This is a genomic window from Collinsella aerofaciens (genome assembly GCF_032584215.1).
Classification (GTDB): Bacteria; Actinomycetota; Coriobacteriia; order Coriobacteriales; family Coriobacteriaceae; genus Collinsella.
The window spans coordinates 1-21361 of the sequence record NZ_JAWHPN010000016.1 but is presented as its reverse complement, the minus strand read 5'-3'; the positions used below and the strand labels follow the sequence as shown (position 1 = coordinate 21361).

Genomic DNA, 21361 nt, shown 5'->3' with positions numbered 1-21361 from the left:
GTGCGCGCTTTGGTACCGGTGGCTCCGCGGGTTAGTTGATACGGATCTCGTCGTTTGCAGCGAGCTCCTGCATAAGGCGAGAGCGCAGGTCGTCCACGTAGCGCTCCACGTCCTCTGCGGACAAGAAACGACTCGGCTTGGCCAGATCGGCGCGGCGCACGGTCTTGATCTTGCGCTGGGGCTTGGACGCGGGCACGGGCGCAGACGATGCGGCACCCTTGTTGGAGATCTTCTTGACCACCTCACCCGTACTCGTGACCTCGATGCTGCGGCGCTCGTTGTCCATACGCATGCGGGCCTCATCCACGGCGTCGTACATCTCGTTGGCTGCCGCGCTGAGCCAGTCGCCCCAGTTAGTCGCAGCAACGCTCAGCTCGTTGAGGCTTTGAGCACTGTGGGCACGGTTTTTGAACGACTCGTATTTGGCGCCGGCATCCGCTATGGCATCCTTGGCTTGATTGACAAAGCCCTTTTGACTCTCAGCCTGCGCCTGCAGGTCTTGCAGATCATTCTCGATGCGGCACAAAAACTCATTGCGACGGATACCCAGCAGCTTTTTCATGTCGTCCTCGACGGGATTCATAAGCGGCTGCAGATCTTTAATGCGGCCGTAGGGCTTGGGATCTCTGAGGATCTCGCGAACCTTTGCCACGTTCTCAACCGCGCTAGGAATGTCATCGGAGGCATACTCGATACCCTCGGTGCGGCTCAAGAAATCCTTGGCGTGGTCAAACGCTGTTCGTTGGTTGGACTCGAAGAACTCAACCACCTTGTCAAAATCTTCCTTGGCATTGAGCAAGCGGTCCTCATGCTTGGTAAACGTAGTCAAAAACGCCTCGGACTCACTCTGATCCTTAAGGACGTCGGCGACCTCCGAGCGCATCTTCTCGCACTCGTTCTCGCCGGGATACGGGTAGGCCGGCTTGATGCCCGTGTAGTAGTCGCGTGCTATGGCGAGACACGCCTCGCGCAAGTCCTCAAGGCGCTCCTTGAGCTCGGCCACGAGCTTATCCTCGTTGGAGGGCACGGTCTTGAGATTAAACAGGTCACGCATGAGCTCGCCCGTGGCGCGCAGTAACCGGTCGCTTATGCGCATGCGCAAGCGCACCTGGGCCTTATCGGCATCCTTGCGAAGGAGTGCCACCATGCGGCTGTCGTTAGCTTGAACCGTCTGACCGCCAAACAGCACCTGTGCGCGCTGCTCCACCACAAGCTGCGCCACCACATTTGCGATGTCGACCTCGCGCCAGCCAAAGGGCCTTTGCTGGTACTGGCGCTGGATATCGCCCATAGCGGTATCCAGGTGGCGCTGGTGCTGAACTTTGAGGTAGTCCTCGACCTCTTTGAGCGCACGCGTGTTACCCGCGCCCATGCCAGCGAGCCCCGCTTGAACGTTGCCCGCCAGAGTGGAGCGGATATCGGAATCGCTCGTGACCGGCGCGCCGATATAGTCGGCCTTTTCAAAGACCACATCGCACAGCTGCGCCAGCACTTGCTCAAAGACCTGGGCGGGTTTGGCCGCGCGGACCTCAACCATGCGGCCGTTGACCGCGCAACGTGCATGGAGCACGGCCTCGCTCAAAAGGGTATCGGCCTCCTTCTCGTTATAGGCCGCCTCGCGCATCTTGGACTCGACGATCTGGCGCGTACTCGGCTGAAACTCCTGGAGATTTCGCGTCTTGGCGTACCTACGGATCTTGGCAGCGTTGACGAGCGTCTCCCAATAATCCGCCTCGTCACTCAAGACCACGATGGCTTTGCCCGAAGAAGCCAAGGCCAGCTCGGTATCGTCCGCACGGCCCAGGTCGCTCGCCATAGTCGCCACGTAAAGCTCCATGCCGCCCGTGCTGGTACCGTGGATTGAGCCGTCCACATAGCGGTCAAACGGAAAGTCGTTGGCCCCGCGGTTGAGTTTGCGCGCGGTATAGATGCTGTCGAACAGACGCTTTTTGATAGACTCGATCACCTGCGCGTTATCGATCGAGGTGCATGCGATCTCCTGCGCTATCTCCTGCTCCTCGTCGGTGAGGAAGCTATAGGTATCGCCCTGGCGCGCCACGTAGTTCTCGCGCTCCAGACGGGCAAGGGACTCCTTGACGCGGTCCTTGAGGGCGCGCTTGTCCACGTCGATGCCGTCTATCATGAAGATGGAGATGTTCTCGACCGTGGCCTTGACGTAGCCGATGTAACGAATCAGGTACAGAAGCTTGAGCACCTGAACGTCGTAGGGTTCAAGGCCCTTTGCGTCCTCGGCCGCGCGGACCGCGCGATCGACCACCTGGATGATGCCGTGCTCAAGGTCTTTGGAGATAGTGTTGAAGAAGCGCCAGAACGGCACGAGTGCACCGGTCTGGTCATGCTGGATGGCCTGAGTGCTCTCCTGGAACGCGCTCAGCATGGAGCGCTCGCCTGTGGACATGTGTTTGGCCTTGACACCGTGTTTGCGCACCTCGGTCATCACGTCGGGCAGGAGCTTAAACTGATAGCCCACAAACGGGTAGCTGGCCACAAAATCCTTGGAGTTGGCGTAGCCGGCAAGGTCGGAGCGCGAGCCACCCTCAAAGGTAAAGTTGTTTTTGAGCACGGCGGTGTCTTGCTCGTAGACCCGTGCAAGCATATCGGCCGCCGGCGCGGTCTTCTCGAGCACACGGCGCTGGATGACCTCGTCCACGCTGGAGCTGGAGAGCGAAAGGCGGGTATTGAAACGGCCCTGGATCTTTGAAAAGTCGTTGCCCACGGGCAGGCTCAGGTTGTCGATGGCCTCCTGGCTCGTGACCATCACCCACACGCGGCCACCGCAGGCAGTACCCAGCTCCTCGACGATGGTCTGAAGGCTCAGCATAAGGCTTGGGTCCTTGTCGTTTGTAATAAACTGACCCACCTCGTCGACCATAAAGAGCAAACGGAAGTTGCCGCCGTGGCCCGCCGTCTGAGCGTCCACGTAGTCCTTGACCTTTTTGGCAAAGACATCGGGGGCCAAAACCTCGTCCTCAGAACCCTCAAGCCAGTTCCATGCGGCCTTTTCGCTCATGCCGAGCACGCTCTGCAGCACCTCGACGACGTCGTCCTCAAAGTAGCTGTAGGTGTCGCGGGCCTGGAGCCAGGACTCGCCGTTGACGCGCTCAAAGGCCTCGCGGAACTCCTGGGTCTTGCCCAGGGAATCGATGTAGTCCTCGAGCTTTGCAAGCTTGAGGTCCTCGCCGTAGAAGCCGCGCGCCTCGTAGAACATGCGCTCAAAGCCGCGAAGCAGCGCCGTGGGAGCCGTATCGCCCTGCTTCCACTGGCCCGCCTTGCTATCGATGTTAAAGAGGATGGCCTGCGTGGGCACCGAGCAGGCGCGCTCCATGGCAGCCGCGACCATGGGGTCGACGATCTTGCCGTCAAAGTAGCGGATGGCGCTCTTGCCGCCGATCTGGCGATTCTCGAGCAGGTAGCTCAGCATCTTGAGGAAGTGCGATTTACCGGAACCGAAGAAACCACTGATCCACACGCCGATCTTGTCGGTGCGCGCATCGATAGCATCGCCGTAGGCCTTGAAGAACGTGGCAAAGTGCCTCTGCAACTCGCGCGTCACCACGTACTCGTCAAGCTCCTGGCGGATGGACCCATCTTTTGAATCCTGGACCTTGACCACGCCGTTGATGGAGCGGTTGATGTCTTTTGCAAAGAGGTCGCGAATGATCGTGTTGTCCATGGGTGCTCCTTTGGGTTTGGGAACGTTATGGCAAAGGGTTGTTACCAGCGGCAGGGACTTGCCTGCGGGGAGCCGTGCTTACGAGATATCGATGGCGCGGTAGTAGTTGTCGGCCGGCAGACGGTTAAAGAGCTGGAAAGAAGAGCCGTTGAAACTGCCCGGATAGGCGGCGACCACAGGCACCTCATCAAAATCCGCAAGCATGCAGTGGAGAAGCGTGTGTATGCGAAAGAACGGGAAAACCTCGCCCGCGCCGGTGAGGAGAACGACGTCTCCAGGCGCGTGCGGCTCGGTCTGCTCAAGGATGTACGCGGCGACTTTCTCGGGCGAGGCGAACTTGGCCACGTCCTCGAGCACGCGCTGGGTACCGCGGCGCTCCTCTTGGTGCGGGATAGCCTTGAGGACACGGCGCTTTTCGAGAATTGCCAGCACGGCGTCGTAAAGGTTCACGACCTTGAGCGTGCATGGAAGCTTGTCGGCCTCGGCATCGCGTGAAAGGGTGTCAAATAATGCACGCGCCTCAAACTCCAGCGCGGGGTCATAGCAAAAAGTGTGGAAGCCGATCTCATTGCCTATGCCCTTGTTGGCCAAAAAGTCCTCGCTGCACAGGCACTCGCGCAGAAGCTGCGCACGGCGCTCAAATTCCTGACAGGCGCGCTCGGAGCGGGCATGCGCCGCCACGACGCTCTTGCGGGAATGGATGCCGATATTGGTGGTGAGATCGGTCGCCGGGGTGATAACAGGGTCGACGGCGCTTTTGACGGGAGCCACGCTACATCACCACCCTGCCGGTAAGGGCCGCGATAAGCGACTGCTCGCCCAGCTGAACCAAGGCTCGCTCGACATCGGAATCGAGGAAGAGTGGTGACAGGCGCTCGGACTCCGGGCCCTGGCCCTCGCCGATAAGACCGGCATGGCGGAGCGTCTGGCGGAGCGAGCCCTTAATGCGCTTGACCGTGGCCTCAGTCCAGCGGGCCGCGTCCGGATACTCCGTGGTAAAGCGTGTCATAAAGGCGTTGAGGTCAACCGCCGTAAAGGCATAATCGAAGTTTTGTAGGCGCTCCCCCATCTCGACGAGCACGAGCTCGCGCACGATATCGTAGCGGCAGATCATGCTGTAGAAGATGGCCTGGTCCGCCTGCGTGGGAGTGCCGGATGCCATGAGCCTGGTTAGGGATGACGCAGCCTCGACGGCGGTTTTGGGGTCGATGCCGCGCGCGGCGCATACGGCGTCCGTGGGCACCATGGCGTCAAGGCGGCGAAGGCACACGGTTGCGCGGTTGGCGACCATGCGCTCCGTGGGATATTGAAAGAGGTTCTCGCTCTTTACGCGTACAATGACCTGCTCGTCGCTTGCGCCCTGCATACGAAGGGCAGCGACGATGCGCATCTCATGCGGGAGGAATTGCTCGCGAGTGAGCACCCCCCCCCCGAACGCTTTTTGTGGTTACATCCACAGTACACGCTCCAAGGGTGTCAAAGGCTGTCACAAGTGCGCCGCAACCCGGCAGGCAGGCGCGGCGCACATGACAATAATCATACCTGTTGATAAAAAAGTTACCACGCCCAGAGTGTCAAATGTTGAGCAACAAAATTTAATCCGGTTAACGGTCATTTTCGCAGCTCAGAAGCTTTGACGAGGTCGCCCCAAATCACACTTGCCAGACAACCGCGCTTACGAATGCAGGCACGCACGCGCCTAACGCCACCCTCCGCTACACTCAACATAGAGTTATACATATGATTCTATGTAAGGAGTTTCATATGCCTGTCGTAAAGCCTATTTCCGATCTGCAGCGCAACTCTGGCGCTATTGCAGATAGCTGCCACAAAACCAAAGAGCCCGTCTACCTAACCAAAAACGGGTCCGCATCGCTTGTCGTCATGGATGCCGAGGCCTATGACGAGCAGACGCGCGCTAACTACCATTCAGGAACGCGAAGATCACATTCAACGTACCATCGCTCGTGGCTACGACGACCTCACCAACGGCCGCGTGCGTCCTTGGAAGCAGGCGAAGGCCGAGGCGGATCGGATGCGAGCCATCAGGTAAGGTCACCCCTCCCCCATGTAACCATCCTGTAAATCATAGCGGCGCAGTCGAGTTTTACCGTGATACGGTCGCGCCTTGCGCTCCACTGTGCTAAAGTATCCCGAACGTTCAAACGACTACGAGGGGAACTAGAAGATGGCACGTGTGCACAACTTCTCAGCTGGCCCGGCCGCACTGCCTACAAGCGTGCTCGCCGAGATCGCCGACGAGATGATGGACTACCGCGGTTGCGGCATGTCCGTGCTCGAGATGAGCCATCGATCTAGCATGTACCAGCAGATCTTCGACGACACCGAGGCAACCCTGCGCCGTCTGCTGAGCATCCCCGACAACTACCGCGTCCTGTTTTTGCAGGGCGGCGCCACGCTACAGTTTGCGGGCATCCCGATGAACCTCATGCGCCGCGGCCGCGCCGGCTACGTCGTGACCGGCAACTTTGCCAACAAGGCGTACAAAGAGGCCGCCAAGTACGGCGAGGCCGTGCTGCTCGCGAGCTCCGAGGACACCAACTTCGACCGCATACCCACCATGGCTGGCCTCAACGCGCGCATTGCCGCCGAGGCCGCGGGCGACGGGCTCGACTACGTCTACATCTGCCAGAACAACACCATCTTTGGCACCATGTTCCACGAGCTGCCCGATTGCGGCGACGTGCCGCTGGTCGCCGATGTCTCGAGCTGCTTTCTGTCGCAGCCGCTCGACGTCGAGCGCTACGGGCTCATTTACGCCGGCGCTCAGAAAAACGCCGGCGCCGCGGGCGTCACCGTGGTTATCGTGCGCGACGACCTGATCGCCGAAGGCCCCGCCTTTGCGCAGACGCCGCAGTACATGGACCTTAAGACCCAGGCCGCCAAGGGCTCCATGCTCAACACGCCCAACACCTTTGGCATCTACGTATGCGGCAAGGTGTTCCGTTGGGTTGAGCAGACCGGCGGACTTGCCGCCATGGCCGAGCGCAACTGGGCCAAGGCCAACCTGCTCTACGACCTGCTCGAGCACAGTGTGCTGTTCCATGGCACTGCACAGGCCGGCAGCCGCTCCATCGCCAACGTCACGTTCCGTACCGGCGATACCGACCTCGACGCGGCCTTTGTCGCAGGCGCGGCAGAGCACCAGATTCAAAACGTCAAGGGCCATCGCCTCGTCGGCGGCATGCGCGCCAGCGTGTACAACGCCGTCACCATGGAGGACGTACAGGCGCTGGCCACGTACATGAAGGACTTCGAAGCGCAGCATAGTTTGAGTCCGCGATCTAACTAGCCCGCAGCACGCGGGCCGACCAGCCACCTCAGACCAACCTGTTTAGATCAAAACCTGCTAAGGAGTTTTTCCATGCGCAAGATTAAGACCATCGACGACATCACTAAAGACGGCAAAGTCGAGTTTGGCGAGGGCTACGAGTTTGTGGGCACCGCCGAGGAGGCCGACGCGATCCTGATGCGCTCGACCGACCTGCACGGCTACGAGCTGCCCGAGGGCATCCGCGCCATCGCCCGCTGCGGCGCCGGCGTCAACAACATCCCCGTCGAGGAGTACGCCAAGAAGGGCGTCGTCGTCTTTAACTCCCCCGGCGCCAACAGCAACGCCGTCAAGGAGCTCGTCCTGGGCATGCTGGTGCTCTCGAGCCGCGGCGTGGTGCAGTCGATGAACTGGGTGCGCGACAACGCCGACGATCCCGAGATTCAGGTCGATGCCGAGAAGGCCAAGAAGGCCTTTGTGGGCCGCGAGCTCAAGGGCAAGCGCATCGGCGTCATCGGCCTGGGCAACGTGGGCTCCAAGGTCGCCAACGCCTGCGTCGATCTGGGCATGAACGTCTACGGCTACGATCCGTTCATTTCCGTTGAGCACGCGTGGGTGCTGAGCCGCGAGGTGCAGCGCGTGGGCACGCTCGAGGATCTGTGCCGCGGCTGCGACTACCTCACCGTGCACGTGCCCAGCAAGGCAGACACCATCGGCATGATCAGCACAGAGCAGATTAACCTGCTGGCACCCAACGCCGTCCTCATCAACTACGCGCGCGAAACCATCATTGACGAGGACGCCGTCGACGCTGCCCTGCGCGAGGGCAAGCTCAGCTGGTTTAGCTGCGACTTTGCCACGCCCAAGACCGTCAAGATGCCCAATACGTTTATCACCACGCACTCGGGCGCCGGCACCGGCGAGGCCGAGGCCAACTGCGCCGACATGGCCATCAGCGAGCTCAAGGATTACCTGGAGAACGGCAACATCGCGCACAGCGTCAACTACCCTGCCTGCAGCATGGGCAAGGCGCGCGCCGCGAGCCGCATCGCCTGCCTGCATGCCAACGTGCCCAACATGATCGGCCAGATCACGGCGATCCTGGCCAAGGACAATGCCAACGTGCAGCGTATGACCAACGAGTCCGCCGGCGAGAACGCCTACACCATGTTCGACACGGACGAGCACCTGGACAGCAGCACCATCGAGGCGCTCAAGCGGATTCCGTCGATGTATCGCGTACGCGTGATCAAGTAGCGCCGGCTGATCTGACGGGCAGTTTCCCATGTGGCCTGCCCGTCACTGACATTGAATGCCCACGGGGGCGCCTTTCGCACGAGAGGCGCCCCCGTTTTTGTGAGCGCTCCATTAAATGCACCGAGCCGCTTCTTGGCATACAATCTGTATGTTGACCTAACTATATGTGAGGTGCCTATGGTTGATACAGATTTTGCTTGGCGGCTTACGCAAGGACTCGTGCGGATCGACAGTTCCGACCCAGGTGCGTATGAGGGCGAGATTGAACGCTATATCAAAGCGTTGGTTGAGGAACGGTTAGCGCAGCTGAGCCATCCGGTACTCGATGCCGTGCAAATTGCAGAGCTCGAAGTACTCCCCGGGCGCCGCAACCTTATGGTCACCGTGCCGGGCCAAAGCGACGAGCCACGGCTCGTCTACATCTGCCACATGGATACCGTTACCTTGGGCGATGGCTGGGACGCGGACATTCCGCCGCTCGGGACGGTTGTGCGTAACGACAAACTCTATGGCCGTGGCGCCTGCGACATGAAGGGTGGCCTGGCCTGCGCCATTGCCGCTCTGGTCCATACGCTCGAGCGCGTGGTGGCGGATGGCGCGCTGCCCCACCGCGGCTTTTCTCTCATTTGCTCGGTCGACGAGGAAGATTTTATGCGCGGCTCAGAAGCCGCGATCGATGCTGGCTGGGTCGGCTCGCGTGAATGGGTGCTGGACACCGAGCCCACCGACGGACAGATCCAGGTGGCGCACAAGGGGCGTACGTGGTTCGAGATTGAAATGGCTGGCGTGACGGCGCATGCGAGCCAGCCCTGGAAGGGCGCGGATGCCGTCGCCGCCATGGCCGAGGTCGTGTGTTCGCTCCGTCGCGCGTTTGTGGCGCTGCCCGCGCACGATGAGCTGGGGCCTTCGACCATCACGTTTGGACAGATCGAAGGTGGCTACCGTCCCTATGTCGTACCCGACCGCGCCAAAGTCTGGGTCGACATGCGCCTGACCCCGCCGACCGATACGGCCGCCGCGACGCGCATGGTAGAGCAGGCCATCGCCGTCGCCGAAGCCGCCGTTCCCGGCTGCCATGGCAGCTACACCGTGACGGGCGACCGCCCCGCCATCGAGCGCGACCCGAACTCTCCCCTTCTAGCAGCGCTCAAGCGTGCCGCCGATGACGTGACGGACGCGGACACGACCGTCGGCTTCTTTACCGGCTACACCGACACTGCCGTCATTGCCGGCAAGACGGGTAACCGTAGCTGCATGAGCTATGGCCCAGGCTCGCTCGCACTCGCCCACAAGCCCAACGAATATGTGCCCCACGCCGATATCGTTCGTTGTCAGCAGGTGCTAATCGCGCTCGCCGATAACGTGCTCTGGGACGCGAGCGGCCAAGTTGGGGCATAATAAGCCGCGAACAAACCGACTCGTGCGTTAGGACCGCCCATGAAAGCACTTCCGTTTCCCTGCATCCGCCCGGCTCAGGACCGCGTGCTCGAGGCGTTGCCCGCAATGGGCAGCATCCTGAGCGGCAACGATGCTCTGCGCGGAGCCATTGCCGATGGCCTGATGCTCAAGGACCCGGGTGCGGCGTATTACGTGTACGAATGCTCGGGCGAGCCGGGACGTGTGACGGGTGTCGTGGCGATCTGCCCGACGAGTGTACTTGCGGGTGGCAAGGGCGATGTCAGCGCTGACGTGGCCGCCGCCGCGCGCGCGATCGCCGAGCTCAAGGTGCAGCCGCGCCCCGTGTCGCTCGCCTACGAGGCCTCGCCCGTCATGGATATCATCCTGGGCGCCGCCAAAGAGGGCGCGTCGCTCTACGCCGTCACCGACCCCGCGGGCATTACGCACCGCGCGTGGGAGGTCAAGCGCGAGGACGCCGTCGGGGCCATCCGCGCTATGCTCGACCAAGCACCGGAGCCGGCACTGGCCGACGACCCCGCCTACGCTGCCGCGCTGACCGGGGCGTCGCAGCTGCTGGCCGATGAGGCCCGTTCCGCCGGAACGTACACCGGCAAGGAGCCGTTCAACTTTACCGTTGCCGTGCTCTTCCCCGCTGCGCAGGTCAGCGGCGGCGCGCCGCAGGTTCCGACAGGTCTGCTCACGCACCAGGTCGCGCGGTTCTAGCAAGACCAGACCGCCCAGCACAAAAATCGGCAGCTCAACAAACAGGGGGCGGAGATGCAGCAGGTACATGCATCTCCGCCCCTTTTGCGTCGAGAAGTTATGCCGGCGACCCGAGCCGACACGCTCGCGTTATCCGCGCTGCGGACCTGCAGTAGCCACAAGCGGTTCAAGGCCCAGCTCGCGTGCGTAATCCTCCTGCGTAAAAATCTCAATCAGCTCAAACGTGTCGGATTCGTCGTCAAACGCAAAGTGCAGCACCGAGCAGTTGCCCGGCACACGGTCGCGCTCGTCTGCCGCCGCGCCCTTCACGTGGTCCATGAACTCCTTGATGGCCGATCCGTGGCTTACCGCAAGCACGCACGTATGGTCCGGACGCTGCATAAGCTCGGTCAGCGTCGTCACCATGCGGTCGCGCACCTGCATCTGGCCCTCGCCGCCAAACTGACGATAGAAATCGCGCCACGGGCGCTCGGGCATAAGCATCACGCGCTCGGCCTCAAAGTCGCCAAAGAACCATTCGCGCAGGCCGTCCAGGCGCTCGTACGCCAAGCCCGGCCACAAGTTGGCGATAGTCTGCTCGGTGCGATGAAGTGTGGAGGTGTAGGCATGATCGGGCTCAATGCCGCGCGCACGTAAAAACATGCCGGCACGCGCCGCCTGGTCGCATCCCAACTGCGTAAGCGGCGAGTCACTCCAGCCCTGAATAATGCGCTTGAGATTAAATATCGTCTGTCCATGACGAACCAGATACAGGTCTTTATTCATAGGGGGTCCTTTCGTTTGTTACCAACCCAAGAGCGAAAACGCCCCGTCGCAATAGCCAAAATGAAGCACGGCACCGTTGTCGGGTAGCTCTCCCCTGCCAGTCACATACTCAAGAAACTCCTGGCAGGCTGAGCCGTGGGAAACCGCCAGCACGCAGTCGTGCTGCGGCCTGGCCATGATGCGGGACAGCGCCGCGACCATGCGCGCTCGGAGCTGCACTTCCGACTCGCCGCCAAAGGCCACCGGATAATCGCCCCAGGGCTGCGGCGGCATCTCGCGATTTGATGTACCCTCCAGCGTGCCCAAATGCCACTCGCGCAGGTCATCGACCAGCTCTATCGAGCGGCCCTCACCAGCAATTAGCTCTGCCGTACACCGCGCCCGCCCCAACGGAGACGAATACACATGGTCAAAGGTCACGCCGCGGTCCTCGAACGCCGCGCGCGTCGCCAGCGCCTGCTCGCGCCCGCGCGCCGTAAGCGGCGAATCGTGCCAGCCCTGCAAAATGTTCTGCACATTGAACTCAGTCTGCCCATGCCGCACCAAATACAGATCGGCCACATGTCCTCCTCTCGTACCACCACAAAGGGGACAGGCACCTTTGTGGTGGTTCACCGCCGGATCACACCGCGGCGACGCTCAGCTACACCAGTACGTCAGCAAGCGGGCGCTTGGGTACGTGGTGCACCTGTGCCTCGTCGCGCCAGTAATTAATTGAGCCGTCGGGGTTGGAATCGATCGCATCGATCACCTGCGTCTCGGCCGGAACGCCAAACGCCATGATCAGCTTGAGCTCATACTTGTCGTTATCGAGCCCCATGGCATCGATCGCGTGGGGCGTAAAGGCCTTGAACATGCAGGCTGCCACCTCGGGCGTGGCGCTGCGGGCGGCGAGCATCATCGTCTGCGCGGCAATGCCCGTGTCGGCCTCGGTAATGGGAGCGGCGGGCTTACCCGGAACGGCGCGCTCGGCCAAAATCGCGATGTAGCCGGTCGGGCGCTCACCCTCGGCAGGACCCGGCCAATCCTTAAGCGCACCGGCCCACGCGAGCTCATCAAATACGCGCGCGCAATCCTCGGCACCGCTCACCACATGAAAACGAAGACGCTGAGCATTGGCACCACAGGGAGTCAGGTGCGCCAGCTCCGCCAGCTCAAGCAAAAGCTCACGCGGCACGCGCATGGACTCGTCAAAGCGACGGCACGTACGGGCGCGGCGAACCAACGCATCAAACGCGTTCAAGCCGAGCTTTTCGCAACCCTGCTTTGCCATCGACTCGGCGCTTACCGGCGCCGCGGGAACTGCTTCGTTCATAGGACCCCCCAATACGAGCCAATTGTCCTTAGGAAAATCTAACCTAAAACGTAGGCAATAACGAACAGGGCTGCAATGTTCTACAATTGTTGATTAATCCTCACTGGAGCGGGAACAAAAGTAACAATTCGGGAATGTGGGGCGGCAATTCGTCCTTCCCGCCCCATGCATCGGCGCCCTTGGGCGATACTTGTTGCAACACTTTTGGCGTACGCCGCACGGAGAGCAATGAACGCGACGTGCACAGCACGGAAAGGAGACATTATGGGCATCTTTAAGAACGATGACCAAAAATCGAGCCAGTTTGGATTTGACGAGAAAAGCATGGCGGGCAAAGCCGTCAAGGCCGTGCGCTGGATCTACGCCATCACGGGCGTCGTGGCGTTCATTGCTGGTATCGCGCTGCTTTTTGCACCCGCCAAGTCCCTCGTCTTTTTGACGACCGTCCTGGGTTTTTACTTTGTAATCACTGCTGCCATTAGGCTGTTCACTGCCATTTTTGAGCCGCTGCTGCCCACCGGCTGGCGCGTGACGAGCATCATCTCCAACCTACTCATTATCTTGGGCGGCGTCATACTCCTGCGCAACCAGGCCTTCTCGACCGCGACGCTCACCACGATGGTGGTTATCGTGGCCGGCTTTGGCTGGATTGTCGAAGGTGTCATGTCCATTCTGGAGTCCGAGCTTTCGTCCAACCGTGCCCTCGCCATCCTGAGCGGCGCACTTTCCATCATCGCCGGCATGTTCGTGTTTATCTATCCGCTGTGGTCGGCCAAGATGCTCGTTATCTTTAGCGGCGCCGCGCTGCTGGTGTTTGGCGTAACATTGATTGTTCGCGCTATTCAATTTGGCAAACTGGTGCACTAGATGCCACGAACGCTTTTTATTGATACAGACGCCTGCCCGGTCACGCGCGAGTCGATTGACTGCGCACGGCGGGCGGGCGTCGCCGTTGTTATCGCCGGCAACAGCACGCAAAACCTGGAACGGCACATTCGCCGCGACGACCCGCGCGATGCCGAGCACGCGCGACGCGGCTTTTGGGTCACGACGCTCGACGTGAGTGTGGGCGCCGACAGCGCCGACTTTGCCATTGTCGAACGCCTGCAGGCGGGCGACGTGGTCGTGACGCAGGACATTGGCCTGGCGAGCATGGTGCTCGGCCGCGATGCTGCCGCCATCGGTGTGCGCGGGCGCGTCTACGACAAAGCGACCATCGACATGCAGCTGTTTATTCGCCACGAGGAAAAGAAGGTGCGCCGCGCCGGCGGACGCACTCGCGGACCGGCGGCATTTACCAGCGAAGACCGCGCTCGTTTTAAGCGCAACCTCACCGAGCTGCTGCGCTAACCAAGGTAGATTTTTGGGACATGCCTAAAAATCTACCTTTTTGTTTTGGGCTGTGTGAGCGCTCAGGATCCATGGCTCAACAAAAAAACGAGCTTCAAAATGCCATGCGTCGCCGCATTGTGCAAGCGCCGTGCATGGCTATTTTGAAGCCCGTTTTGTTAGGCCTACTTAGAGGCCAAAGGCAGATAGGACGAGGCCCCAGCCAGCGCCGATGACGTACATCATGACCAGGAACACGGCGTTTTCGCGAGCGCTGCGGTTGGTGCGGAACAGCACCAGGTAGCCCACACCGGCAGAGATGAGCGTGCCGGCGAGCATCGGCGCCAGCTGTAGCGCGCCCTCCAGGTACAGCTGCGTAATGACGACGCTGGCCGAGCAGTTGGGGATCAGGCCGACAAGCGCCGAACCCAGGACGGCGAGCGTCTCGTTGCCACGCAGGAACTGCTCGATCGCGGACTCGCCGAAGGTCTCGAGCACGGCGACCAGAATCAGCGTCACCAGAAAAATGAATACCGATACCTGCACGGTGTGCGAGATGGCGCTGCGAATAATCGACAGGAGGGGCGCGCTCTCGTGAGAGTGGGAGTGACCGTGGCCATCATGGTGTTCATGCTCGCCCCCATGACCGTGATCGTGTCCATGTCCGTGTTCGTACTCGTCCTCGTCTTCATCGCAACCGCAATGGTCGCGCTCGCACAGCTCATGGATGTGATCGGCGCTCACGCCCGCCTCGGCCACTTCATCAATGATGTCGCCCCCGGTATGGTCGTCGTGCGCGCAGTTCACATGAGCCGGATTGGAAGCGGTCCCCAGCACGGTACGGCGAATCGCCGCATGCGCGCGAGCGTTACGACGAAGGCCGCGGATAGCCGCGTCCACGATAAAGCCCGTGACCAGCGCGATCAGTGCCTTCGAAGCCAAAAGCATCGCCATGGTCTGCACGGGAACCTGCTCGGCAAGTAGCAGCGGCAGCATCTCGTCGGAGGTCGAAAGGAACACCGCCACCAACGTGCCCAAGGTCACGACGCGACCGGCGTACAGCGTTGCCGCCATGGCCGAAAAGCCGCACTGCGGCACCATACCCAGCAACGAGCCAACCACGGGGCCCGCGGCACCGGCGCGCTTGATGGCGCCGTTAACGCTGTCGCCCGCGACGTGCTCTAGGGTCTCGAGGGCCAAATATGTCACCAATAAGAACGGTACCAGCGAGAGCGTGTCCTTGCCGGCGTCGAGCAGAATATCAATCAGCAAATCCATGACGGATGGAACCTTTCGTGTCTTTCGGCAGCATTGTAAAAGTCCTAGCGGTCAACTAGGGTATTGTAGTTGTCCTAGGCGCGATGCCAATAGTTGCCCATGGTAAACTATCATCTCGCCACATCTTAATGACCCTGAGCCGCACGACGCGGCCCATCCAAGGAGCAGTTATATGAACGTTTCACAAGCACTCGAATACGAGCGCCAGCCGTTTATTCCCATGTTTATCTATGGCGATCACGGCGCCATGGAGTCCGAGCGCCAGAAGGGCGAAGAGGCCCTTAAGGTGCTCGAAACCGAGTACTTTACCGCCGAGGGCGACCCCAGCTTCGACTTTGCCACCGTGCGCGACCTGGCTGACCGCAACCGCGACCTGTGCGACCAGATTGGCGAGGCACGCCTGCGCAACGTGACGCCCGCGACGCTTTCGCGCGGCCTGTCCGATGCCGACACCTGCGCCGCCATCGGCAAGATGCAAAAACGCACCGCCGCGTCCGTCATGCGCGAGATCCGCGGCGACCGCGACGCGCTCGGCGTGGCGTACGCCCGCAAGCCTATCCAAGGCACAGTGCTCGGCATCGACATCGAGACCACCGGCCGTGCACCCGAGCGCGGCTACATCATCAACGTTGGCTGGGAGATCATGGACCTCACCAGCGACGCCATTCCGCACGACGCCGAGGCGCACTACTGCGGCCTGCCTGACATCTACCGCGGCGAGGATGTGCCGTTGTCGAATATCCACCACATCACCTGGGACGACATCGACGGCAAAAAGCCGTTCCGCGAGAACAAGGAACTGCAGAAGCAGCTGCTCAAGCTTATGAAGAAGTACCCGTACATGGCGCACAACGCCGCCTTTGAGGACAGCTGGTTCAAGATCAACCTGGACGGTTACGCCGAGGCACGCCGTGCCGGCAAGATCATCGTCATCGACTCGCGCCAGATCTGCCGCAGCCTGGATGCCGACGTCCGCTCGCTCCCCCGCGAGTCCGCCCCCGCCGCGCTCGAGAACTGGGCGCGCCGCCGTGGAACCCTCGCCGCCGACGCCAGCGAGCAGCATCTGGGTCTGGACGACACCGACCTCATGCTCCGCACCGTTCAAGCCGAGTTCAACCTCAAGAACCTATTCGCGAAATAACCGATCCATCTGCGGGAGCGCCTGCCAGGCACAGCGCAATCCGTCTGGGCACACCGACACGCAGTAAACTAGGGCGCAGCCTTATGGCTGCACCCTAGTTTTCATCAAAACGAGCAAATACGCGTGCTTCACATAGTCGGCAGGTTGGCCCACCTACATTTTTTGAGTTGTTCGGCCAGCTGAACCACTAGTCAAGGCCCCTTGAACCGCAATCGAAGCTAAAATCGCCTTAATTTCGCAACCAAGCCCCATAAATCTACCTGAATCAATTCGAATAGGACGTTGCGATCGCACCATTTGTATAGGATAAGGCCGAATAACTCAAATTATGTTGGTGAGGCATCTGAGCGGTCGGCAAAAACGCTTAGGGCTACGAATCCGCAACTAAAGTTCATCAAAAAGGGGCAGCCGGCAGAAACCTCCCCAGCCAAAGCTGCTCCCTCAATACGACAGCTCAAAAACCCACCGTTCGCAGAAGATAAGCCGCGCCCCAATACCGTTGCCCGAAGTTTCGGGCGTATGCTGCGTCCGCTATGCCATCATGCGCGTATGGGAATCATTCTGTCACATACCACGGCACGCGCCGTATACCAAACAGCCAACTCGCTCGCAAGCTACGCGACCGGTCCCATACCTATGGAAAAGATCAGGGTGTCTGCGCCGACCACGTCCGACCTGGAAGCAGCACGAGCATGGCTCAACAGAAAGAATGTCGATTCTGAACGCATCCATGTGCTGACGTTTTCCAATAATGCCAAAAGGCACCGCAAGGGCTGCATCTGCCACTGCACGCGCTATGCGTTTGATGCAGAAAGCTACCTAGAACTCGAGCCGAACGTCTACATCGTCGATATCAAGCTGTGCGCGTTAGAAGCAACAGCCGACCTCAACCTTTCGGAGCTCGTTGAGTATTACTTTGAAATCTGCGGCTCCTACGCGCTTGGAACGTCCGACGAAACTCAATATCGCGAGCGCCCAGCCCTAACCAGCGTTGAAGAGCTCAGAGCCTTCTTTTCAGAGGCATCGGGGTATCGTGGATCTAATAAAGCGCTTAAGGCACTTTCTTATGTACGCGAAGGCTGTCGCTCCCCACTCGAAACGGCGTTTGTCATGATGCTGACAATGCCCAAGTCAATGGGCGGCTTAGCCATACGCGCTATCAAAACGGATTATCCGATCCCAGTCCCCAAAAGATACGCCGCCCTAACGCGACGGACGGTTTTCTACCTCGACGCGCTGCTCGAAAATTCGATGACCGATATCGAATACAACGGCTTTTACCACGACGAGCCCGGGCAGCAGTCAATTGACGAGGAGCGCCGAAACACGCTGCGAAACATGGGATATGCCGTTATCACAGTTAATCGTCATTCGTTTTTCAAGCAGTCCGCTTTTAGACGGGTCATGGAAGCAATTCGCATTCGCGAGAAGATATGGCCCGGTCGACTCCCGGATAACTTCGCCATCCTGCAAGAAACTCTTCATCAATTTGTCTTGCGGCGCTACTTCGAATACGGTCGCCGCGTCCTGGAGACACTCAAAGAAGAAGAGGCCGCCAAGCGCGAAATTGCAAGCCAATATCCGCAAGCTGATGACCCGAGCATCAACGATGTGCCCGAACCCGACGACATGCAACACGTCGGGGCCCTTGCTGAGGAAATCAATGGGCCTTGGGAATGCGACATGTCCGCAAAAATCGATGAAAACCGCACGGAAGACGACACGATTATTAATCTAATTGAGAATTCGCTCTTCTAAAGGCAATCTCTGCGGATGTCCACCTACATTTTTCGACTTATTCGGCCACCGATGTGCCAGATTGGCTGCAGCAATGCTCAATATAACTTTAGATAAAACTGATTCTGCAGGAACTCCCGTAGAGGAAGGACTGATTCTCGCGGTATTTAACACGATAAAGTACAAATATGAACAGTTCTAATGCTTCTCAAGGTGGCTTTCTTAGCATGCTGGCCGAACATCTCGAAATATGTTGGCGAGCATTGCGTCGATGTCTCCCAACCCACAGAAAATCGCAGAGGCGGAAAGCAGTCATCGAAATTATCGCAAATTGTATTGACATATGAACATGCACTCATATAATCGAAAGTAAATTATATGAGCGCATGTTCATATGAAAGGATATTGCAATGAGCATCCGCGTTGATGAAACGAAACTCGACATCGAGGCCACCGAACCCGCGATCCCGACCACCTGCTCGCCCGAGGACCTTCCCGACGAGGAGCTTCTCTACGACCTCGCCGACCTGTTCAAGGTCTTCAGCGACACCACGCGCATCAAGATCCTCTATGCCCTCATGGGCCGCGAGCTCTGCGTGGCAGACATCGCCGAAGCGACCGAAACCTCGCAGTCCGCGGTGTCGCACCAGCTGCGCACACTCAAGCAGTCGCACCTGGTTAAATTCCGGCGCGACGGGCGCAATATCCTCTACTCGCTCGCCGACGACCACGTCTACACCATGCTCAACCAAGGCATGAGCCACATCTGCGAATAGCGACCAACCACGGTACCAGCGCGGCCTGCACCCAAGCCGCAAATACAGAGAAAGGAACCCACCATGAAAAAGCAGTTCAAGCTCGACGAGATCGACTGCGCCAACTGCGCGCGTAAGCTTCAGGACGAGCTGGCCAAGCTCGAGGGCGTCAAGTCCGTTTCGGTCAACTTTATGACCCAGAAGCTAACGCTCGAGGCCGATGAAGCCGAGTTCGACGAGGTCCTCGACCGCGTTGTGGAGTTCACCGCCGACGCCGAGCCGGACTGCGAGATCATTCTCTAGCCCAGGTTTACGCCAACCCGCAAGGCCGCGCTTACCGCGGCCTTTGCTCGCGAAATTGTATGAGCGAGTGTTCATACATTCAAATGGGAGGATACGAGTCATGGCCACCGCCGACCCAAAGAAGAAAAAGAAGAAGCGCAAGAAAAAAGAGTCACTCGAGCATAAGCGCAACCGCATCCTGGTAGCGCTGGGCATTTTTGCCGTGGTGTACGCCCTCGATGAGCTCGGCACCCTCACTGCCGCATTCGGCACCCCGGGCGACATCTACGCCAGCTTTGTGCTGTTCCTCGTGCCGTTTTTGATTGCCGGCTACGACGTACTGCAAAAGGCATTCAATAACATCCGCCGCGGCAAGGCCTTCGACGAGAGCTTCCTCATGGCCGTCGCGACCATCGGCGCGTTTGCCATGGTGCTCTTCCCCGACACCGATCCGCACATGGCCGAAGGCGCCGCCGTCATGCTGTTCTACCAGGTCGGCGAGCTGTTCCAGGCATACGCCGTGGGCAAGAGCCGTAAATCGATCAGCGCCATGATGGACATCGCACCCGACTACGCCAACGTCGAACAACCCGACGGCACACTCGAACAGGTCTTCCCCGATGACATCGCCGTCGGCATCGTCATCGTGGTCAAGCCCGGCGAGCGCGTGCCCATCGACGGCGTCATCGTCGAAGGCGAAACCCAGCTCGACACCGCCGCCCTTACCGGTGAGTCGGTCCCCCGCCCGGCCAAAACCGGAGACGATATCATCAGCGGCTGCATCAACATGACGGGGCTCATCCACGTGCGCACCACCAAGCCCTTTGGCGAGTCCACCGTCGCGCGCGTCCTGGAGCTCGTAGAAAACGCCAGCGAAAAGAAGGCGCGCACCGAGAACTTCATCACGCGCTTTGCCCGCATCTACACGCCCGCCGTCACCGGCGCTGCCGCGGTACTCGCGCTCGGCGGCGGCTTGGTCACCGGCGCCTGGTCCGACTGGATCCTGCGCGGCCTGACCTTCCTGGTCGTCAGCTGCCCGTGCGCGCTCGTGATCAGCGTGCCGCTGAGCTTCTTTGGCGGCATCGGCGGCGCGTCCAAGCTGGGCGTTCTCATCAAGGGTTCTAACTACCTCGAGACGCTCGCCGACGTGGACACCGTCGTCTTTGACAAGACGGGCACCCTCACCAACGGCACGTTCTCGGTGGTTGCGGTACACCCCGAGGCCGGCTATACCGAGCAGTCGTTGCTCGAAGTCGCAGCCCTTGCTGAGTCGTTCTCCGATCACCCCATCGCGCAGTCCGTACGTGTCGCCTACCAGGGCGAGGTCGACCCCAAGCGCGTAAGCGACTCCACCAACGACGCGGGCCATGGCGTGACGGCAACCATCGACGGCAAGCACGTCGTCGTTGGCAACGCAAAGATGCTCGCCGCGGCCGGAGTCGAAGCGCCCGATTGCGAGGTCGTCGGCACCATCCTCCACGTGCTAGTCGATGGCATCTATGCCGGCCACATTGTAATTGCCGACACCATAAAGGCCGATGCCGAGCAGACGATCCGCGACCTGCACGCCGCCGGCGTCAAGCGCACCGTCATGCTCACGGGCGACCGCGAGGAAGTGGCTGCTGCGGTGGCCAAGCGGCTGGGGCTCGACAAGTTCCACGCGCAGCTGCTGCCGGGCGACAAGGTCGAGCGTGTTGAAGCGCTGCTGGCAGCCGAATCGGGCAAGGGCAAGCTCGCCTTTGTCGGCGACGGTATCAACGACGCGCCCGTGCTTACGCGCGCCGATGTTGGCATTGCCATGGGCGCTATGGGTTCTGACGCTGCGATCGAGGCCGCCGATGTCGTGCTCATGGACGACAAGCCGTCCAACATTTCCCGCGCGATCCGCGTGGCACGCAAGACCATGACGATCGTCTGGCAGAACATCATCTTTGCGCTGGGCATTAAGCTGCTGATCCTTGTGCTGGCGGCGCTGGGCATCGCCAATATGTGGCTTGCCGTGTTCGGCGACGTAGGCGTGGCAATCATCGCCATCCTGAACGCCATGCGCGCGATGGGGGTCAAGAACCTGTAGCGTTCGTGGGCTGTCCGGCCGGGACCGGGCTTGGTTTTGAAAACGTCCTCGCGCATGAGGCCCGTCTTTCCTGCTCCTACGGAGCAACGGAAAGGCGGGCCTCGCGCTGACGCTCCTATTTGGCAAGGTGTTTTTTAGAATCCATTTTGCGCTCGGCCTCGAAGGCCTGCCTGTCCCAATCGAGCGGGAGCCCCGCCTCGACCCATGCCTCGTAGGCCCTCCTTATGGGCTTGAGCTCCCTTTGGCCCCTCTCCAGCATCGAGATGTACTTCTCGCTGGTGCCCAGTATGGACGCCGCCCTCACCTGGCTGACCTTCGCCG

General features: G+C 60.3%; 20 protein-coding genes. 12 read left to right on the top strand and 8 right to left on the bottom strand.

Features of this window, described 5'->3' with window-relative positions:
* Positions 1–31: 31 nt before the first annotated feature.
* From brxC to RX395_RS05995, 3 genes are all read right to left on the bottom strand, one after another.
* Positions 32–3694: a BREX system P-loop protein BrxC gene (brxC, locus tag RX395_RS06005; RefSeq protein WP_316366220.1), complete on the bottom strand. Its 3663-nt coding sequence runs from the start codon at positions 3692–3694 to the stop codon at positions 32–34.
* A gap of 78 nt (positions 3695–3772) precedes the next feature.
* Positions 3773–4465: a DUF1788 domain-containing protein gene (locus tag RX395_RS06000; protein ID WP_316366218.1), complete on the bottom strand. Its 693-nt coding sequence runs from the start codon at positions 4463–4465 to the stop codon at positions 3773–3775.
* 1 nt (position 4466) lies between these two features.
* Positions 4467–5117, bottom strand: a complete 651-nt coding sequence (locus RX395_RS05995) for a DUF1819 family protein (protein WP_316366217.1) — start codon at positions 5115–5117, stop codon at positions 4467–4469.
* Positions 5118–5434: 317 nt separating this feature from the next.
* Here RX395_RS05995 and RX395_RS10260 point away from each other — a divergent pair, with 317 nt between their 5' ends.
* From RX395_RS10260 to RX395_RS05975, 5 genes are all read left to right on the top strand, one after another.
* A complete protein-coding gene (locus RX395_RS10260; RefSeq protein WP_394815230.1) occupies positions 5435–5779 on the top strand; it encodes a type II toxin-antitoxin system Phd/YefM family antitoxin in 345 nt (114 codons plus the stop codon).
* A 103-nt stretch (positions 5780–5882) separates the two neighbouring features.
* Positions 5883–7007, top strand: a complete 1125-nt coding sequence (gene serC / locus RX395_RS05990) for a 3-phosphoserine/phosphohydroxythreonine transaminase (protein ID WP_316366216.1) — start codon at positions 5883–5885, stop codon at positions 7005–7007.
* Between the two features lie 72 nt (positions 7008–7079).
* Positions 7080–8243 carry a phosphoglycerate dehydrogenase gene (locus RX395_RS05985; RefSeq protein WP_316366214.1) on the top strand — a complete coding sequence of 388 codons (1164 nt, stop codon included), beginning with the start codon at positions 7080–7082 and terminating at the stop codon, positions 8241–8243.
* A gap of 177 nt (positions 8244–8420) precedes the next feature.
* Positions 8421–9641 carry a M20 family metallopeptidase gene (locus RX395_RS05980; RefSeq protein WP_316366212.1) on the top strand — a complete coding sequence of 407 codons (1221 nt, stop codon included), beginning with the start codon at positions 8421–8423 and terminating at the stop codon, positions 9639–9641.
* Positions 9642–9680: 39 nt separating this feature from the next.
* Positions 9681–10364: a DUF1015 family protein gene (locus tag RX395_RS05975; RefSeq protein ID WP_316366210.1), complete on the top strand. Its 684-nt coding sequence runs from the start codon at positions 9681–9683 to the stop codon at positions 10362–10364.
* A gap of 129 nt (positions 10365–10493) precedes the next feature.
* On the opposite strand, the gene RX395_RS05970 is transcribed toward RX395_RS05975, so the two are convergent.
* The 3 genes from RX395_RS05970 to RX395_RS05960 all read right to left on the bottom strand — a co-directional run bounded on the left by RX395_RS05970 (position 10494) and on the right by RX395_RS05960 (position 12444).
* Entirely contained in the window at positions 10494–11129 is a 636-nt protein-coding gene (locus RX395_RS05970; protein ID WP_148332808.1) for a histidine phosphatase family protein, read from the bottom strand.
* An 18-nt stretch (positions 11130–11147) separates the two neighbouring features.
* Positions 11148–11690, bottom strand: coding sequence for a histidine phosphatase family protein (locus RX395_RS05965; RefSeq protein WP_316366207.1), 543 nt, complete (start codon positions 11688–11690; stop codon positions 11148–11150).
* 82 nt (positions 11691–11772) lie between these two features.
* Positions 11773–12444: a nitroreductase family protein gene (locus RX395_RS05960; RefSeq protein WP_316366206.1), complete on the bottom strand. Its 672-nt coding sequence runs from the start codon at positions 12442–12444 to the stop codon at positions 11773–11775.
* Between the two features lie 264 nt (positions 12445–12708).
* Here RX395_RS05960 and RX395_RS05955 point away from each other — a divergent pair, with 264 nt between their 5' ends.
* On the top strand, positions 12709–13311 hold the full coding sequence (locus RX395_RS05955) for an HdeD family acid-resistance protein (protein WP_316366204.1): 603 nt from the start codon (positions 12709–12711) through the stop codon (positions 13309–13311).
* Entirely contained in the window at positions 13312–13794 is a 483-nt protein-coding gene (locus tag RX395_RS05950; protein WP_316366202.1) for a YaiI/YqxD family protein, read from the top strand.
* 168 nt (positions 13795–13962) lie between these two features.
* Here the strand turns inward: RX395_RS05950 and RX395_RS05945 are convergent, their stop codons facing one another.
* Positions 13963–15051 (bottom strand): putative manganese transporter, encoded by a 1089-nt coding sequence (locus RX395_RS05945; protein ID WP_316366200.1) that lies wholly within the window; start codon positions 15049–15051, stop codon positions 13963–13965.
* A gap of 172 nt (positions 15052–15223) precedes the next feature.
* On the opposite strand from RX395_RS05945, the gene RX395_RS05940 reads away from it, so the two are divergent.
* From RX395_RS05940 to RX395_RS05920, 5 genes are all read left to right on the top strand, one after another.
* The gene (locus tag RX395_RS05940; protein WP_316366199.1) at positions 15224–16192 is read left to right on the top strand and encodes a 3'-5' exonuclease; all 969 of its coding nucleotides are present in this window, start codon (positions 15224–15226) and stop codon (positions 16190–16192) included.
* 636 nt (positions 16193–16828) lie between these two features.
* The gene (locus RX395_RS05935; protein WP_316366197.1) at positions 16829–17950 is read left to right on the top strand and encodes a hypothetical protein; all 1122 of its coding nucleotides are present in this window, start codon (positions 16829–16831) and stop codon (positions 17948–17950) included.
* Between the two features lie 389 nt (positions 17951–18339).
* Positions 18340–18705: an ArsR/SmtB family transcription factor gene (locus RX395_RS05930; protein ID WP_035137284.1), complete on the top strand. Its 366-nt coding sequence runs from the start codon at positions 18340–18342 to the stop codon at positions 18703–18705.
* A 63-nt stretch (positions 18706–18768) separates the two neighbouring features.
* Positions 18769–18987 (top strand): cation transporter, encoded by a 219-nt coding sequence (locus RX395_RS05925; RefSeq protein WP_117735568.1) that lies wholly within the window; start codon positions 18769–18771, stop codon positions 18985–18987.
* Between the two features lie 100 nt (positions 18988–19087).
* Positions 19088–21040 (top strand): heavy metal translocating P-type ATPase, encoded by a 1953-nt coding sequence (locus tag RX395_RS05920; RefSeq protein ID WP_316366194.1) that lies wholly within the window; start codon positions 19088–19090, stop codon positions 21038–21040.
* A gap of 115 nt (positions 21041–21155) precedes the next feature.
* On the opposite strand, the gene RX395_RS05915 is transcribed toward RX395_RS05920, so the two are convergent.
* Positions 21156–21361: hypothetical protein (locus tag RX395_RS05915; protein ID WP_316366192.1), on the bottom strand; the 206-nt coding region annotated here is incomplete at its 5' end.